Origin of the sequence: Photorhabdus heterorhabditis (assembly GCF_001280945.1) — a bacterium.
GTDB lineage: Bacteria > Pseudomonadota > Gammaproteobacteria > Enterobacterales > Enterobacteriaceae > Photorhabdus > Photorhabdus heterorhabditis.
On the sequence record NZ_LJCS01000050.1, the window covers coordinates 20,567 to 33,899 of the forward strand.

Genomic DNA, 13,333 nt, shown 5'->3' on the forward strand with positions numbered 1-13,333 from the left:
ACAGATTCTGTTTGTTCTGTACCAAACATCAGTAAAATTGCTCCTGCATCAGTTTTTCGGCTGTCTCGATAGCCATCAACGCGCCACCAAAACGGATATTGTCGGCTACAGACCAGAACTGCAATACTTCTGGCATTCCGTAATCATTGCGCAAGCAACCAATACTCAACAAATCATTACCAGACGCTTCTGTCACCGGTGTTGGATAATCACCTTCATCTGAGACATTAATATCAACTATCCGTTCCAGTTCCTCGCGGGCTTCTTCCACACCAACCGGACGTAATGTTTCCAAATGGACTACCTGAACATTGCCATAAAAAACAGAAGATTGGACACAACTGACTGAAATCGGTAATCCCTCATCCTGTAAAACCTTGCGCACCTGATCTACAAGACGGCGCTCTTCACTCACTGAGCCTTCAGCATCCGTCAGCAACGGCAAAAGATTAAACGCCAATTGTTTGCTGAATCGGCCCGGCTCTGATGGAATACCATTTAGTAAACGAGCACTCTGTCCAGCTAATTCATCAACTGCCGCTTTACCGTGAATAGAAACAGAGAACAGATTAGTCAAATGCAAACGTGCAATTCCAGCCGCATCAACCAGTGGTTTTATCGCTGTCAGTACCTGACTGGTCATACTATCTGCCAAAGCAATAATATTACGATTGCGATAATCTGCCAAAGCATGAGGGTTAACACCTGGAACAACCAAAGGCACATCCGGTTCCATAGCAAATAATCCACTGCTATCAATGACCAAACAGCCTTCTTCCGCAGCTTTTTCAGCATATTGTGCCGTAGCTTCCATTCCAGCCACAAAAAAAGCGAGCTGTACCTGCGACCAATCAAAATCAGCGGCATCACGGACAATTAAATTTTTACCATTAAAACGCAAATTTTCACCAGCACTGCGTTCACTGGCAAGAGGATACAATTCACCAACAGGAAACTGACGTTCCTGTAATAACGCCAATATCGCTTCACCTACTGCACCTGTCGCACCCAACAGAGCAATATTCCAACCTTCTGACATGTTGGTTTTCTCCACCTTATTTTTCTTTCTGGCATGTAGACATATTTCTACACGGATTAAATCAGCTCTGTACTAAAACCAAGAGCAGCTAACAACTCGGCACTCTCTTTATTATCACAACACACAGTCAAAGATGACCATTCCCGACGTTCCAAATAGTTTTTGCGCAGATGATCAAATTGACCTTTCTGACCAGCAACTTGCCGTAACGGGGCATCATCACGGCGCACATCATACACTAAATGTATCAACCGTTTCAGTGTGCTTTGAGTCACCCTTCCCTGTAGGGTAATACGACTGAAATCTGGCTCAGGCAACAAATCAGATAAGGCAACTTTATCGGATTGACCGAGAAATTCGCAGTAAGCCTCATATACCTGAGTGGTACCACGAGCCTTACCTTCAAGCGTGTATCCCGCGATATGCGGTGTACCAATATCAACTAACTCCAGTAATGGCAGAGATAAATCAGGTTCCGGTTCCCAAACATCTAAAACAACACTGAGTTTTTTACCAGATTCCAGCTCAGCAAGCAGTGCCTGATTATCAACAACTTCGCCACGGCTGGCATTAATCAATATGCGGTTATCCGGTAAAGCCGACAACAATTCAGTACTCACCAGATGATGTGTTTTATACGGACCTGATTTATTGAGTGGCGTGTGGAATGTAAGAATATCAGCCTCTTTGACTAGTTTTTCTAGTGGCCAAAATTCACCCGCGTCCCCTCTGTCAGCTCTTGGTGGATCACATAAGAGTATCTGGATGCCAAGGACGGATAACCGTTCTGCCAGCCTGCTACCAACATTACCAACACCGACAATCCCTACAACTTTATCTTTGAGTTCAAAATTGTCACGTTCTGCCAGCAACATTAACGCTGAGAAGACATATTCAACCACAGCAATAGCATTGCATCCCGGTGCCGCAGAAAACCCGATTCCTGCCTGAGATAACCACCGCTGATCTACATGGTCAGTACCCGCCGTTGCCGTACCGATGAATTTTATCGTGCTACCTTTCAACAATTTTTCATCAACTTTAGTCACTGAGCGGACCATAAATGCATCAGCATGATCCAGTACATCTTCCGGCACCGGACGCCCCGGAATAGCCTGCACATCCCCCAATTGCTGAAACAGTTGCTCAGCATAAGGCATATTTTCATCAACCAGAATCTTCACTTAATTCCATCCTGTGGCATAAAACGGGCATAGCCTGCTATTTTGCCACTTAATCATAACAAAACCCATAATGACAGTTTCTTTTATTATTAACTTTTTCTGAAACTATCCAGTGTAGTACCTGCCGGTTGCTGAAAAATCGCAATAAAAGCAAAAGATGAGCTGTAACCGACATCAAAAGCGACTTCATTGACGGTTTTTACCAGCTCTAGCAAAGAGATAATGGATAAACCACAAGTAACCAGAATCTACGTATAAAGGTTTTAAGCCATGTCCTATGATGCTGTTGATTTTCTTAATGAAAAATTGATGACTATTTAATTTTTTAACGCATTCACAATATTCATAGCTTGCTCTGTATCTTTTATCGACATTCTGAATGAAGGACCTAAGGCAGTTTGGATAGTATTCGAGATAATAGGTATACCTTTAAACGATATTGTCACTTGGGAGCCGACATTTTTATTGATTAAAGTATCAAGGTGGGGAAAACAGGGTTTATCTTTTTTCACCACTATTGCTAATTGGTTATTGCCACTTTCATCTGCCCCTAAATAATCGATTTGAGCTGTACAGGCTTGAGTTAAAATAAATTTATCACCGGATGAAAATGCAAATTTCAGCCCTTGTTCTATTTGTACTTGTTTATCTGGATTACTGGAGCACCCTGTTATGACAGATAGAAGTAACATAATAACCAATAAACTTCTCATAATTTCGATCCTACAATATTGAACAATTTCACATAATATAAGCCCTACTTAAAACTCAAGTAAGGCTGTAATTAGCATTACATTAAAATAAATTACCAAGTAATTCTAATGTTTTGCCCTATAGAATGACTTTTACACCTTATTCTATCTACTCCTATCCCTCCGTTACTACGGACCAGATAATTACCAGGACCTATAGTTTGTATGGTTTTTAGTGCTGGTTCATCTACATATCGTATTTCCACGGAAAAAGTAGATGGAGCCTGTGATTCTGTATCAAAAGAATATCTAACACTGTGGCTGTTGCCGAACCATCCTTGTAAATCGATCCAAGGCCCCCAAAAACCAGGTGGAGCGTAAGCTTGAGCTGCTGGCATATTTAACTCCTTAAATGTAAAAAGTTAGTTATGTTGGTAAACAACAATTTTTCAAATAGCTCCTCTATAGTATAGATAAGAATTTCATTTATTATAATTTATATTTATGTTTTGTATGATATTTATAGATATACCTTTCATCCTTCAAGTTGCTGCTTTGTTGGCTGCGTTCACTTGCCGCCGCACTGCAACTTGAAATCTATTGGGTATATAATAAATCAAACACTGTTAAACTAAGCTCCCATTTTTCTCTCAATGCGACTCATCTATATGAATATGTTTTTCCCGTTTCTAGCCGTCCTAATCTGGTCGATCAATGCCGTGGTGAGTAAAGCTGCTACCACTGCTATTGATCCCGCTGCAATCTCTTTTTACCGCTGGCTCCTAGCCTTTCTCACATTAACTCCTTTTGTTGCACTACCTGTTATTCGCCAATGGAAAACTATCCGCCAATATTGGTGGAAGCTATTAATTCTTGGTGCACTGGGTATGGTGCTCTATCAAAGCTTGGCTTATTACGCTGCGCATAGTGTCAGCGCAACATTTATGGGAATTCTTAACTCACTTATTCCTCTTTTAACTGTCGTTATCAGTATATTTGTTTTACGTGTTATCCCCACCGTTGGTATTGCTTTCGGTACTGTTTTATCTCTGTTTGGTTTAGTTTGGCTGGTCAGTACCGGTGATCCCTTATCATTACTGCAACACGGTTTAGGCCGTGGTGAACTGATGATGTTTCTTGCTTCTGTCTCCTATGCTCTATATGGCGTATTAACTAAACATTGGTCTATTCCGTTACCAAACTGGCAATCCCTATATGTGCAAATTGCTTTCGCGGTCCTGTTATTACTACCAAATTTCCTGTTGACAAAAGATATTCAATTAAATGCTAACAATATTCCGTTAGTCTTATTTGCAGGTATTCCAGCCTCAATCCTCGCACCTTATTTATGGATACAAGGTGTCATAAAACTTGGCGCTAATACTACTTCCATATTTATGAATCTGGCCCCAGTATTCACAGCTATTATCGCTATTCTGGCTCTGCATGAAAAAATGCACAGCTATCACCTGATCGGCGGTGGCATAACCTTGCTAGGTGTTGTGCTGGCACAACAACTTCGTACTCCGCTTATTAGACCTAAGACAGCAAAATCTCAGGAAATTAATCATCAGAAAACCTGAAAGGAATTCTTACCAGTAAACCGCCCAGTGTTTTGCTGGGTAGTAATTGGGGATGAGTGCCATGATAAATACTAATATCTTTTACCAGAGCCAATCCTAATCCTGCGCCTTCATGTCCTGCGGCATTATCAAGACGATTAAAAGCCATAAGTGACAAACTGACTTCTTCTTCAGCAATTCCTGGTCCACTGTCATCTACTTCCAAATAGCAATACGTCTTACAAGGACTAATAATAACTCTGGCAGTGACCATTCCTCCTTCCGGAGTATATTTAATCGCATTGTCCAACAGATTTGCGCACATTTCTGTCAGTAGTACAGGTTCTCCCTTTATCCATTGAGTATTTTCCCCTTCATAACCTAAATCAATATTCTTACTTTCAGCCTGTCGCAAACGCGAAAAACACGCCTGTTGCAACAATTCAACTAAATTGACTGGTTTATAATCCTGAACGGCCTCTTTTTCATGCGCTTTCAAACGAGAAAGCTGCAATAAACGGTCTGTCAGAGAAATCGTACTATCCAATGTGCTATCGATGGCCTGTAAACTTTCTTTCCACTGTTCAGGATCTTTACTGGCAAGTGCTACCGCAACCTGAGTTTTTAATACCGTTAATGGTGTTCTGAGTTGATGAGAAGCATCCGCACTGAATCTCTCTTGCCGGCTAACCATCAATTTCAGCCGTTCTATATAGCGATTAATCGCATGTAATAACGGGGAAAGTTCCGACCACGGTAGCATGTCCGGTAACGGAGTCAGATCATTAGCGGAACGACGAACCATAACACCGGAAAGTCTATATAGTGGTTTAAGTAATTGTTTCAACAAAAAATAAGCCAGAATCAAAGTTAGCCCAACAACCGTTCCTTGGCTCATCAACGATGATATTAATAATTGTTGTGCAAGATAATGACGTGAAGCCACTGTTTCAGCGACCAATATTAACGCCATACCCATGATTCCACCTTCATTGATCGGCTGATAAAATGCAGCGACCCGGATAGGTTGACCATGATATTCAGCATCATAAAAATAAACCAAAGCCGTGTATAAATTAGATCGAAGCGCATGTTCAGGTATCAATGGTAAATCATCATAACCAGAAATTGTTTTTCCCTGAGGGGATAACACCTGATAGAAAAGTCGATCATTCATATTTCGCTCAAAGCTATCCAAGACTACATAAGGTACATCAACAATTAATCGGTTATTCTCAACTGTCAGCCGCTCTGCCACTGTGCGGGCAGATGCCAATAACGTGCGATCATAGGCCAATGTCGCCGCATTTTTCGCACTAAAATAATGGGTATAGACAGATAGACCACCTAATAAAAACAGTGGAACACCGAAAAACAAAAGCAACTGATGAAACAATGACTTTGGTATTTTGAGTAATCTCATTCGTTCTGGCACTCTAGACGATAACCTAACCCCCGTAGCGTGCTAATCCCTACATTACTACCTGATAATTTCTTCCGAACCCGATGTACATAAAGTTCGATACTTTGTGGATTCGCTTCATCTGACAGTGCAAATACTTGTTCAAAGAGCTGTTGCTTAGAAACAGGTCTTCCCCGACGATGGAATAATGTTGTCAGAACTGAAAGCTCACGTGGAGTTAATGCTAATGGTTCATCATTTAGCATAAAATAACCTTCATCCTGATAAACAAGGGAACCAAATGCCAGAATCTCCTGTGGAATACCTGTACTACGCCTAAGTAACGCCCGGATACGTGCTTCCAATTCCTGTAAATCAAAAGGCTTAGTCAGATAATCATCAGCGCCAGAATTGAGCCCTTTTACCCGGTCAGAAACATCGGCTTTAGCCGTTAATAATAATACCGGCAAATTTTGCCCTCGCTTACGCAAACGAACCAATAGTGAAAGACCATCCAGCCTTGGCAAAGCAACATCTAAAATCAACAATGCATAGTTTTCTGTCTGCAATAATTGATCAGCCACTATGCCATCACTCGCTACATCTACAGCAAACCCCGCACTGCTTAGTGCTTTTTGCAGCCAATGCAATAATTCAGGGTGATCTTCTACTAATAAGAGACGCATTTTAGAGATATCTCCATGATTTTATAAGCATAACCAAGAATACAATTCCATATTATCCTGAACGGACGGCCTGACTGCCCCCTTCCTCCACAGGCAAGCACGGTGTGCCACGCCGCCAAAATGTTACGAAAGCTGTTGATATTGGCATTCGCTGTATACCTGCTATATTTCAAATTTCAAGTTGCCTCTTTGTTGGCTGCACTCACTCACCCCGGTCACAGAATTATCTATACCCTTCATCTTTCAAGCTGCTGCTTTGTTGGCTGCGTTCACTTACCCCAGTCACATCGTTATCTATGCTCCCGGGGATTTGCTCCCTTGCCGTCGCGATACATCTTGAAATCCATTGGGGATTTATCCATATTTCTGACACGCCAACTGACTTTGTAACAGACGGTTTTCCTTCGATGTATGCCCACAGCCAGCACATTTCTGACTTTGGCATGTTGGCAACCTTTAAGTCTTCAATGACAATCATGGTGCAATTTTTGCTGATTGTCGTCGTGACTTTGTGAATTTAGTTAACTGCGTCAATGCGTTGGCTATCAATCATCAGTGGTGTATGGTGATGACCACTAACTGCATACATAATTTTCCCGGTTACACTCACGCGGTGACCAAGCAGACTTCTGTACTCATCATAAAAGTCAGACGGAACTACCAGTTGCATAAAGTTACGATCACCCCAGTCTGGCGCTCCCTTCGCACACTTAATCGGATTATCCGGCTGTAACACCCAATAAGGTTCAGGGGTATCCCCATTTTCCACGCTTTCGTAATTCGGTGGACCGGGATAAGTAATCCTCAGCAAAGTTCCAGCTAGAATGATTTTTTGTCTTTCTTTATAGCAGTTTTCTATAGTATTAGCGGCGATCTGCCTGTACATTTCAAATGATCTCTGATACCAGTCCTGAAGACATTTAACAGTGGTGCATTTCTCGCGAAGTTTCCAGTTTTGCTTCGTCAGCGCTTTGAAGTCAACGCTGTTATCAGTAGCCTGCTTAGCTCTAAGGTAATCAACATATAGGTTATCGTCAGACTGGGATAGCTCAGGAGTCGCACAGATTAGCATCTCAGCTTCACTGGTAGCTTTGGTGCAATCAAAACTCGCGGAATGGGCGCTGGCGGACACCAACAACAAAGTAACAGCAATTTTCTTTAACATCTTTCACCCTCTATAAAATTTATTCAAAGTAAGCTCTAAATAGCTTTTCATAATTCCGCTACACATGGCCTTCTTCAACCCATTGTTATATATGGAGTTATAAGTGGTATAAGATGTAGCGCTATTTTAGAATCTTATTTAGTTATAGAAGAGACTTTCCAGTAGTCCGCAGCGATACCAAAAACAGAAAAAACAGTACCGTTAATAAGAGGGTTTTCTTAATTCATATTCCTTCTCCCTTAATCAGTTACGTTTAATATCTGTGATTCACTAATGATTTTATCTTATTTATCAACTATACCCTTCATCTTTCAAATTGCTGCTTTGTTGGCTGCGTTCACTTACCCCAGTCACATAGTTCTCTATGCTCCCGGCGATGCGTTCACTTGCCGCCGCGCTGCAAATTGAAATCTATTGGGTATATACCCGTTATCTTTCAAGTTGCCTCTTTGTTGGCTGCACTCACCCCGGTCACATAGTTTGCTATGCTCCCGGGGATTCGCTCCCTTGCCGTCTCGATCCATCTTGAAATCCATTGGGTATATATCTTTTAGATTACTATTTATTTTTCTGCTTTATGATGTTTTATTTACAATAAACCTAGCAGTAGCAAAAAAATCACCTTTCTATTTACTCAGGCATTGCCATTAGTACAGGTGTGAAATCAAAACGTTCATCTAATGCAGATGCAACAGACACATTGGACAAAGTTAATTTTATTTCACTCCCAGCTTTCAAACCGAAATTCGATATCACCATCGGATTTTTATCATTAAGGAACACGGATAAACCGGTCATGTTCAAAATCTTATCTGTATCGTTCTTAACGTTAATTGAGATTTTAGTTTTTGCTGCAATAGAACTATCTGCCTTGTTAATTTTTTTCTTCATCTCTTTGGGTATGCTGATCGCCAAAATATCTGCATTATTACCGTAAAGGTGAATTCCCTTAGTAGAACCATTATCATTTGAGTTCCCTACACTTACAGGGATTTTAAAATGAGCAAATGAATCCATATCTTTTCTGAAACATTCTACATATTCCGCACTGGTAAAAATATCCGGTACTTTTGCCTGAGCCTCTAACAGAGATTTTGAGGGCTGCCTAGAATCTTGATAATCACCACAAGCACTGACTTCAACCAATAAATCAGATGTCACTACCTTTACCTGTTCAGATAAAAGATCGCTAACAGATACTGAAGTGCTTAGTTCTGTTTTACATCCTGTTAAAGCAAAAGCCATAACGCTACAAAGAATCAATTTTCTCATCATTTCCTCAAATTTAAACTTCATCAGGGTAAAATTAATTTAATTATATTCAATAAATTGTCTATACCCTTCATCTTTCAAGCTGCTGCTTTGTTGGCTGCGTTCACTTACCCCAGTGTCACATAGTCATCTATGCTCCCGGGGATGCGTTCACTTGCCGCCGCCCTGCGGCTTGAAATCTATTGGGTATATTGAACATATCGCATAAATAAATAGTTGTCATCCGCATCATATTTCCTTGGCAAAATATAAGATTCTCTACCTACAACATTTAACCACTAAAAACTTACAACAAACCAAAACCAAAAAGAAAGCCTGTAGCCATTTGTTAACTCATTAATGCGAAATGCTACGCAAATTAAGAGATTGAAATCACATATCAGCAACTTTTTTTGTTAATGAAAGGTAAATGAAAGGTTTTGTTATTATCAATTAAGTCAACCAAGTCTGTTTATAGTGGTTGTTTCTTACACGGGTATCTATGAGAAAAAATAAATGAAAACTATAACAATCAAAACATTAGCAGCAACCATTTTACTATTTAGTACAAGCAATGCTTTTGCTGCCAGTGCACCTAGCAGGACTGAATGTATTGCTCCAGCAAAACCCGGTGGTGGTTTTGACCTGACCTGCAAGCTGGTGCAGGTTTCATTACTGGAAACCAAAGAGATTAGTAAACCTATGCGCGTCACTTTCATGCCAGGTGGTGTTGGCGCCGTCGCTTATAACGCCATTGTTGCGCAGCGACCTGCTGAAGCGGGAACCATTGTTGCCTTTTCCGGTGGCTCTCTGCTCAATCTATCTCAGGGAAAATTTGGTCGTTATAACGTTGATAATGTTCGCTGGCTGGCAAGTGTTGGGACTGATTACGGAATGATTGCAGTCCGAGCTGATTCTCCTTATAACACCTTGAATGACTTGATGCATGCTTTCAAGAAAAATCCAAACAGCATTGTGTTTGGCGCTGGCGCCTCTATCGGCAGTCAGGACTGGATGAAAACAGCACTACTGGCAAAAGAGGTTGGTGTTGATCCTCACAAAATGCGTTATGTTGCTTTTGAGGGCGGTGGTGAACCAATCACTGCTCTACTGGGTAATCATATTCAAGCTGTTTCCGGTGATCTGAGTGAGATGGTGCCTTACCTGAATGGAGACAAGATCCGTGTTCTGGCTGTTTACGCGGATAAACGCTTGGACGGTAATTTAGCCAACATCCCTACAGCCAAAGAGCAGGGTTATGATCTGGTATGGCCGATTATCCGCGGTTTCTATATGGGGCCAAAAGTTTCTGATGAAGAATACCAATGGTGGGTTGATACTTTTAACAAACTACAACAAACAGATGATTTCAAAAAACAACGCGATCTCCGAGGATTGTTTGAGTTCAATATGACCGGCAAAGAACTGGACAACTATGTGAAAAAACAGGTTGAACAGTATCGTGAACAAGCCAGAGCTTTCGGATTAGCTAAATAAATAGAGGCGACTATCATCATGAGCGATCGTATTTTTGCTACTATCTGGTTGATACTCTGTGCCATTGGGCTAGTTATCGGTTGGGGAATTCAGAGCGAATACACTTATGAACCACTGGGACCCAGACCTTTTCCTATCGCCATTCTGTCTTTAATGGCTATCTGTGCCTTACTGCTGCTTTTCAGAAAACCAGAGCAGAGCAACTGGCCTAATACCCCCATTATCTATCGCCTGATGTTAATGATTGTCTCTTTAGTTATTTATGGCTGGACGTTTGAGTGGTTGGGCTTTCCCTTGGCTACCGCTCTGCTGACATGCAGTGTAGCGCTGTTATTTAACGCTCCACTGCCTGCTGCAATCATTTCCGGGGTGTTCCTTGGCATCACGCTCTATTTCGCCTTTGATCACTTACTTGATGTAACCCTGCCTCTTGGCAACTGGCTTAACTGACGGAGAATTTATGGAAACCTGGATGTATCTCAGTCAGGGTTTTGAAGTCGCCATGGTGCCACAAAACCTGATTATTGCGTTGATTGGTTGTTTTATTGGAACGATTGTTGGATTGTTACCGGGGCTTGGGCCAATTAATGGTGTAGCTATTCTGCTACCACTCGCTTTTGCTTTAAAGCTGCCTGCTGAATCTGCCCTGATATTATTAGCAACTGTTTATATTGGTTGTGAGTATGGTGGACGTATATCATCGATTCTACTCAATGTTCCCGGTGATGCCGCTGCCATTATGACCGCACTGGATGGTTATCCAATGTCTAAACAAGGTCGTGCAGGTGTAGCATTGTCTATTTCTGCGGTCAGTTCTTTCTGTGGTTCTTTGCTGGCAATTTGCGGCATTATTTTGTTTGCACCATTACTGGCGCAATGGTCACTGGCATTCGGTCCTGCTGAATATTTTGCGCTAATGGTTTTTGCTATTGCCTGTCTGGGTAGCATGATGAGTCAGAATCCTCTGAAATCACTGCTGGCGGCACTGATAGGATTAGGTCTGGCAACTGTCGGAGTAGACGCCAACACCGGGGTTTACCGTTTTACTTTCGACAATGTTCATCTGTCAGATGGCATTCAATTTATCGTTGTGGTGATAGGTCTGTTTTCCGTCAGCGAAATTCTGCTGATGCTGGAAAACACATCAACCGGCAAAACCATTATTCGCAAAACAGGCCGTTTGCTGTTTAACCGCAAGGAAGCGGTTGAATGCGCCATGCCAACTATCAGATCATCTTTTATCGGTTTCTTTGTCGGTATTTTGCCCGGTGCAGGAGCAACCATTGCCAGCGCAATTACCTATATGACAGAAAAGAGGATCAGTGGGAATAGTGATTCATTTGGTAAAGGTGATATTCGTGGCGTTGCAGCACCAGAAGCTGCTAATAACGCTTCGGCCTGCGGCTCCTTTATTCCAATGCTAACATTAGGAGTCCCAGGTTCCGGCACCACTGCCGTTATGATGGGGGCATTAACGCTCTACAACATTACCCCAGGGCCGGGAATGTTTACTGAGCAACCGGATATTGTTTGGGGATTAATTGCTGCATTACTGATTGCTAATATTATTCTGCTAGTTATGAATATCCCAATGATAGGTATGTTTACACGGATGTTAACCATTCCGTTATGGTTTCTTGTTCCAGCTATTGCTACCGTTTCAGCCGTTGGTGTATATGCCGTACACAGCACAACTTTCGATCTTCTGTTGATGATAGGGTTAGGCGTTTTTGGCTATATTCTGAGAAAAATGAATTTCCCAATGTCGCCATTAATCCTTGGTTTCGTATTAGGAGGAATGCTGGAACAAAATTTACGCCGTGCACTTTCCATCAGTAATGGCGAATTTGGCATTCTGTGGAACAGTGCCATTGCTCAATGTCTCCTGGTATTGGCCGTACTGGTTCTAATTATTCCGCCAATATTACGAATCATCCGTAAGCGCCGTATTCAATAGACGACGATTAAAACCAAAGCTTAGTAAATAAAAGCCCATAATTATCATAAAAATATTATGGGCTTTTTCTATTGACAAGTTCAGGAATAGACTTTCACATTAATGTCATGTTTTACGAAAAATCAAAACCCAACAAACTGGACCTTAATCCATAATTATCCTCAAAAAAATACAATAATAGTCAAGACCGATAAAAAACCTTTAAAGCAGCATATTGATGGTTGGCACTTAGAACTCTCGACTAACTGTTAAATAACTACTAAATGACACCGAGCATTCGATATCATTGATAATTGTCGATGCAATAAAAACATTTGCCTTGCCTTTTTCATCGAAATAGGTAAATTTTACGATTAGATTATGCGGGTTATATTCTTTATAATTTTTATAATGGTCTTCATACTTGGATCTAGTTGGACTATCTCTTAATTTATCTTTTTCCACCTCTTTTCTGGCAAGTTCCAAGGCGAGGATATTATTTACTTCAACATCAGAAAGCAATTCAATTTTTGTTCTTTTTAAATCAATATCCTGAGACTTAATGTTCAAATCATTTATCATTTTATCCCGCATATTCATCTCAATATAGCCACCTGTTTGAATGCAAAATTCGGTTTCAGCGTATAAATTAAAAGAAAAAAACAACAGAATATAAGAGAATAAGCGCAGCATTGTACAACTTCCAATTCTTCATCATTAAAGCTCCACACTAATGAGATGGCCGCCCTCACCCTGTTAGCGATATATTGACAGCGTGTGATTTATTTTTTATTTAAGAGGCCACCATCATGAACACTATCGCATTGATTGGCATCGATCTTGGCAAGCATTCCTTTCATATCCATTGTCAGGATCAATCAGGAAAAGCGTTGCTGCGTAAAAAATTCACCCGAACTAA

At 41.1% G+C, this 13,333-nt stretch carries 14 protein-coding genes and 4 pseudogenes; 5 read left to right on the forward strand and 13 right to left on the reverse strand.

What is annotated here, in order from left to right; all coding sequences use genetic code 11:
- Positions 1-28 precede the first annotated feature (28 nt).
- The 5 genes and pseudogenes from AM629_RS15585 to AM629_RS15600 form a co-directional block, all read right to left on the reverse strand.
- Entirely contained in the window at positions 29-1,039 is a 1,011-nt protein-coding gene (locus tag AM629_RS15585) for an aspartate-semialdehyde dehydrogenase (protein WP_054480186.1), read from the reverse strand.
- A 56-nt stretch (positions 1,040-1,095) separates the two neighbouring features.
- Positions 1,096-2,223 (reverse strand): 4-phosphoerythronate dehydrogenase PdxB, encoded by a 1,128-nt coding sequence (gene pdxB, locus AM629_RS15590; RefSeq protein ID WP_054480187.1) that lies wholly within the window; start codon positions 2,221-2,223, stop codon positions 1,096-1,098.
- Positions 2,224-2,312: 89 nt separating this feature from the next.
- Positions 2,313-2,453: pseudogene (locus AM629_RS24685) on the reverse strand (helix-turn-helix transcriptional regulator); the annotation flags it as partial.
- An 87-nt stretch (positions 2,454-2,540) separates the two neighbouring features.
- Positions 2,541-2,936, reverse strand: coding sequence for a hypothetical protein (locus tag AM629_RS15595; protein WP_054480188.1), 396 nt, complete (start codon positions 2,934-2,936; stop codon positions 2,541-2,543).
- Between the two features lie 92 nt (positions 2,937-3,028).
- Positions 3,029-3,313: a colicin Z C-terminal domain-related protein gene (locus tag AM629_RS15600; protein WP_054480189.1), complete on the reverse strand. Its 285-nt coding sequence runs from the start codon at positions 3,311-3,313 to the stop codon at positions 3,029-3,031.
- Positions 3,314-3,583: 270 nt separating this feature from the next.
- On the opposite strand from AM629_RS15600, the gene AM629_RS15605 reads away from it, so the two are divergent.
- The gene (locus AM629_RS15605) at positions 3,584-4,498 is read left to right on the forward strand and encodes a DMT family transporter (protein WP_054480190.1); all 915 of its coding nucleotides are present in this window, start codon (positions 3,584-3,586) and stop codon (positions 4,496-4,498) included.
- On the opposite strand, the gene AM629_RS15610 is transcribed toward AM629_RS15605, so the two are convergent.
- The 7 genes and pseudogenes from AM629_RS15610 to AM629_RS15630 all read right to left on the reverse strand — a co-directional run bounded on the left by AM629_RS15610 (position 4,479) and on the right by AM629_RS15630 (position 9,002).
- On the reverse strand, positions 4,479-5,900 hold the full coding sequence (locus AM629_RS15610; RefSeq protein ID WP_054480191.1) for a sensor histidine kinase: 1,422 nt from the start codon (positions 5,898-5,900) through the stop codon (positions 4,479-4,481). The two genes, AM629_RS15605 and AM629_RS15610, sit on opposite strands and share 20 nt — an antisense overlap.
- Positions 5,897-6,565 (reverse strand): transcriptional regulator TctD, encoded by a 669-nt coding sequence (gene tctD, locus AM629_RS15615; RefSeq protein WP_054480192.1) that lies wholly within the window; start codon positions 6,563-6,565, stop codon positions 5,897-5,899. Before tctD ends, AM629_RS15610 begins: the two co-directional genes overlap by 4 nt.
- Positions 6,550-6,726 (reverse strand): annotated as a pseudogene (locus AM629_RS25025) (hypothetical protein); the annotation flags it as partial. The pseudogene AM629_RS25025 and the gene tctD, both read right to left, overlap by 16 nt.
- A 62-nt stretch (positions 6,727-6,788) precedes the next feature.
- Positions 6,789-7,010, reverse strand: a complete 222-nt coding sequence (locus tag AM629_RS25285; RefSeq protein WP_152912011.1) for a hypothetical protein — start codon at positions 7,008-7,010, stop codon at positions 6,789-6,791.
- A pseudogene (locus AM629_RS25290) lies at positions 6,998-7,082 on the reverse strand (hypothetical protein); the annotation flags it as partial. The gene AM629_RS25285 and the pseudogene AM629_RS25290, both read right to left, overlap by 13 nt.
- The gene (locus AM629_RS15625) at positions 7,083-7,730 is read right to left on the reverse strand and encodes a DUF4431 domain-containing protein (protein ID WP_072161904.1); all 648 of its coding nucleotides are present in this window, start codon (positions 7,728-7,730) and stop codon (positions 7,083-7,085) included.
- A gap of 630 nt (positions 7,731-8,360) precedes the next feature.
- Positions 8,361-9,002, reverse strand: coding sequence for a DUF7424 family protein (locus AM629_RS15630; RefSeq protein ID WP_054480194.1), 642 nt, complete (start codon positions 9,000-9,002; stop codon positions 8,361-8,363).
- Between the two features lie 495 nt (positions 9,003-9,497).
- Between AM629_RS15630 and AM629_RS15635 the strand changes: the two genes are divergently transcribed.
- The 3 genes from AM629_RS15635 to AM629_RS15645 are packed head-to-tail and all read left to right on the forward strand — an operon-like array spanning position 9,498 to position 12,435.
- Complete coding sequence (locus tag AM629_RS15635; protein WP_054480195.1) at positions 9,498-10,478, forward strand: Bug family tripartite tricarboxylate transporter substrate binding protein; 981 nt, start codon at positions 9,498-9,500, stop codon at positions 10,476-10,478.
- An 18-nt stretch (positions 10,479-10,496) separates the two neighbouring features.
- Positions 10,497-10,928: a tripartite tricarboxylate transporter TctB family protein gene (locus tag AM629_RS15640; protein WP_054480196.1), complete on the forward strand. Its 432-nt coding sequence runs from the start codon at positions 10,497-10,499 to the stop codon at positions 10,926-10,928.
- 10 nt (positions 10,929-10,938) lie between these two features.
- The gene (locus tag AM629_RS15645) at positions 10,939-12,435 is read left to right on the forward strand and encodes a tripartite tricarboxylate transporter permease (RefSeq protein ID WP_054480197.1); all 1,497 of its coding nucleotides are present in this window, start codon (positions 10,939-10,941) and stop codon (positions 12,433-12,435) included.
- Positions 12,436-12,663: 228 nt separating this feature from the next.
- On the opposite strand, the gene AM629_RS15650 is transcribed toward AM629_RS15645, so the two are convergent.
- Positions 12,664-13,107, reverse strand: coding sequence for a hypothetical protein (locus AM629_RS15650; RefSeq protein ID WP_054480198.1), 444 nt, complete (start codon positions 13,105-13,107; stop codon positions 12,664-12,666).
- 116 nt (positions 13,108-13,223) lie between these two features.
- Between AM629_RS15650 and AM629_RS23535 the strand changes: the two are divergent.
- Positions 13,224-13,333 (forward strand): annotated as a pseudogene (locus AM629_RS23535) (IS110 family transposase); the annotation flags it as partial.

What these genes read in the sequence shown, in the direction of transcription:
- AM629_RS15630 (WP_054480194.1), bottom strand. Translation starts at nt 9,002, where the DNA reads ATGAGAAAATTGATTCTTTGTAGCGTTATGGCTTTTGCTTTAACAGGA.
- AM629_RS15600 (WP_054480189.1), bottom strand. Translation starts at nt 3,313, where the DNA reads ATGCCAGCAGCTCAAGCTTACGCTCCACCTGGTTTTTGGGGGCCTTGG.
- AM629_RS15635 (WP_054480195.1), top strand. Translation starts at nt 9,498, where the DNA reads ATGAAAACTATAACAATCAAAACATTAGCAGCAACCATTTTACTATTT.
- tctD (WP_054480192.1), bottom strand. Translation starts at nt 6,565, where the DNA reads ATGCGTCTCTTATTAGTAGAAGATCACCCTGAATTATTGCATTGGCTG.
- AM629_RS15625 (WP_072161904.1), bottom strand. Translation starts at nt 7,730, where the DNA reads ATGTTAAAGAAAATTGCTGTTACTTTGTTGTTGGTGTCCGCCAGCGCC.
- AM629_RS15645 (WP_054480197.1), top strand. Translation starts at nt 10,939, where the DNA reads ATGGAAACCTGGATGTATCTCAGTCAGGGTTTTGAAGTCGCCATGGTG.
- AM629_RS15595 (WP_054480188.1), bottom strand. Translation starts at nt 2,936, where the DNA reads ATGAGAAGTTTATTGGTTATTATGTTACTTCTATCTGTCATAACAGGG.
- AM629_RS15650 (WP_054480198.1), bottom strand. Translation starts at nt 13,107, where the DNA reads ATGCTGCGCTTATTCTCTTATATTCTGTTGTTTTTTTCTTTTAATTTA.
- AM629_RS25285 (WP_152912011.1), bottom strand. Translation starts at nt 7,010, where the DNA reads ATGCCAAAGTCAGAAATGTGCTGGCTGTGGGCATACATCGAAGGAAAA.
- AM629_RS15605 (WP_054480190.1), top strand. Translation starts at nt 3,584, where the DNA reads ATGAATATGTTTTTCCCGTTTCTAGCCGTCCTAATCTGGTCGATCAAT.
- AM629_RS15610 (WP_054480191.1), bottom strand. Translation starts at nt 5,900, where the DNA reads ATGAGATTACTCAAAATACCAAAGTCATTGTTTCATCAGTTGCTTTTG.
- AM629_RS15640 (WP_054480196.1), top strand. Translation starts at nt 10,497, where the DNA reads ATGAGCGATCGTATTTTTGCTACTATCTGGTTGATACTCTGTGCCATT.
- AM629_RS15585 (WP_054480186.1), bottom strand. Translation starts at nt 1,039, where the DNA reads ATGTCAGAAGGTTGGAATATTGCTCTGTTGGGTGCGACAGGTGCAGTA.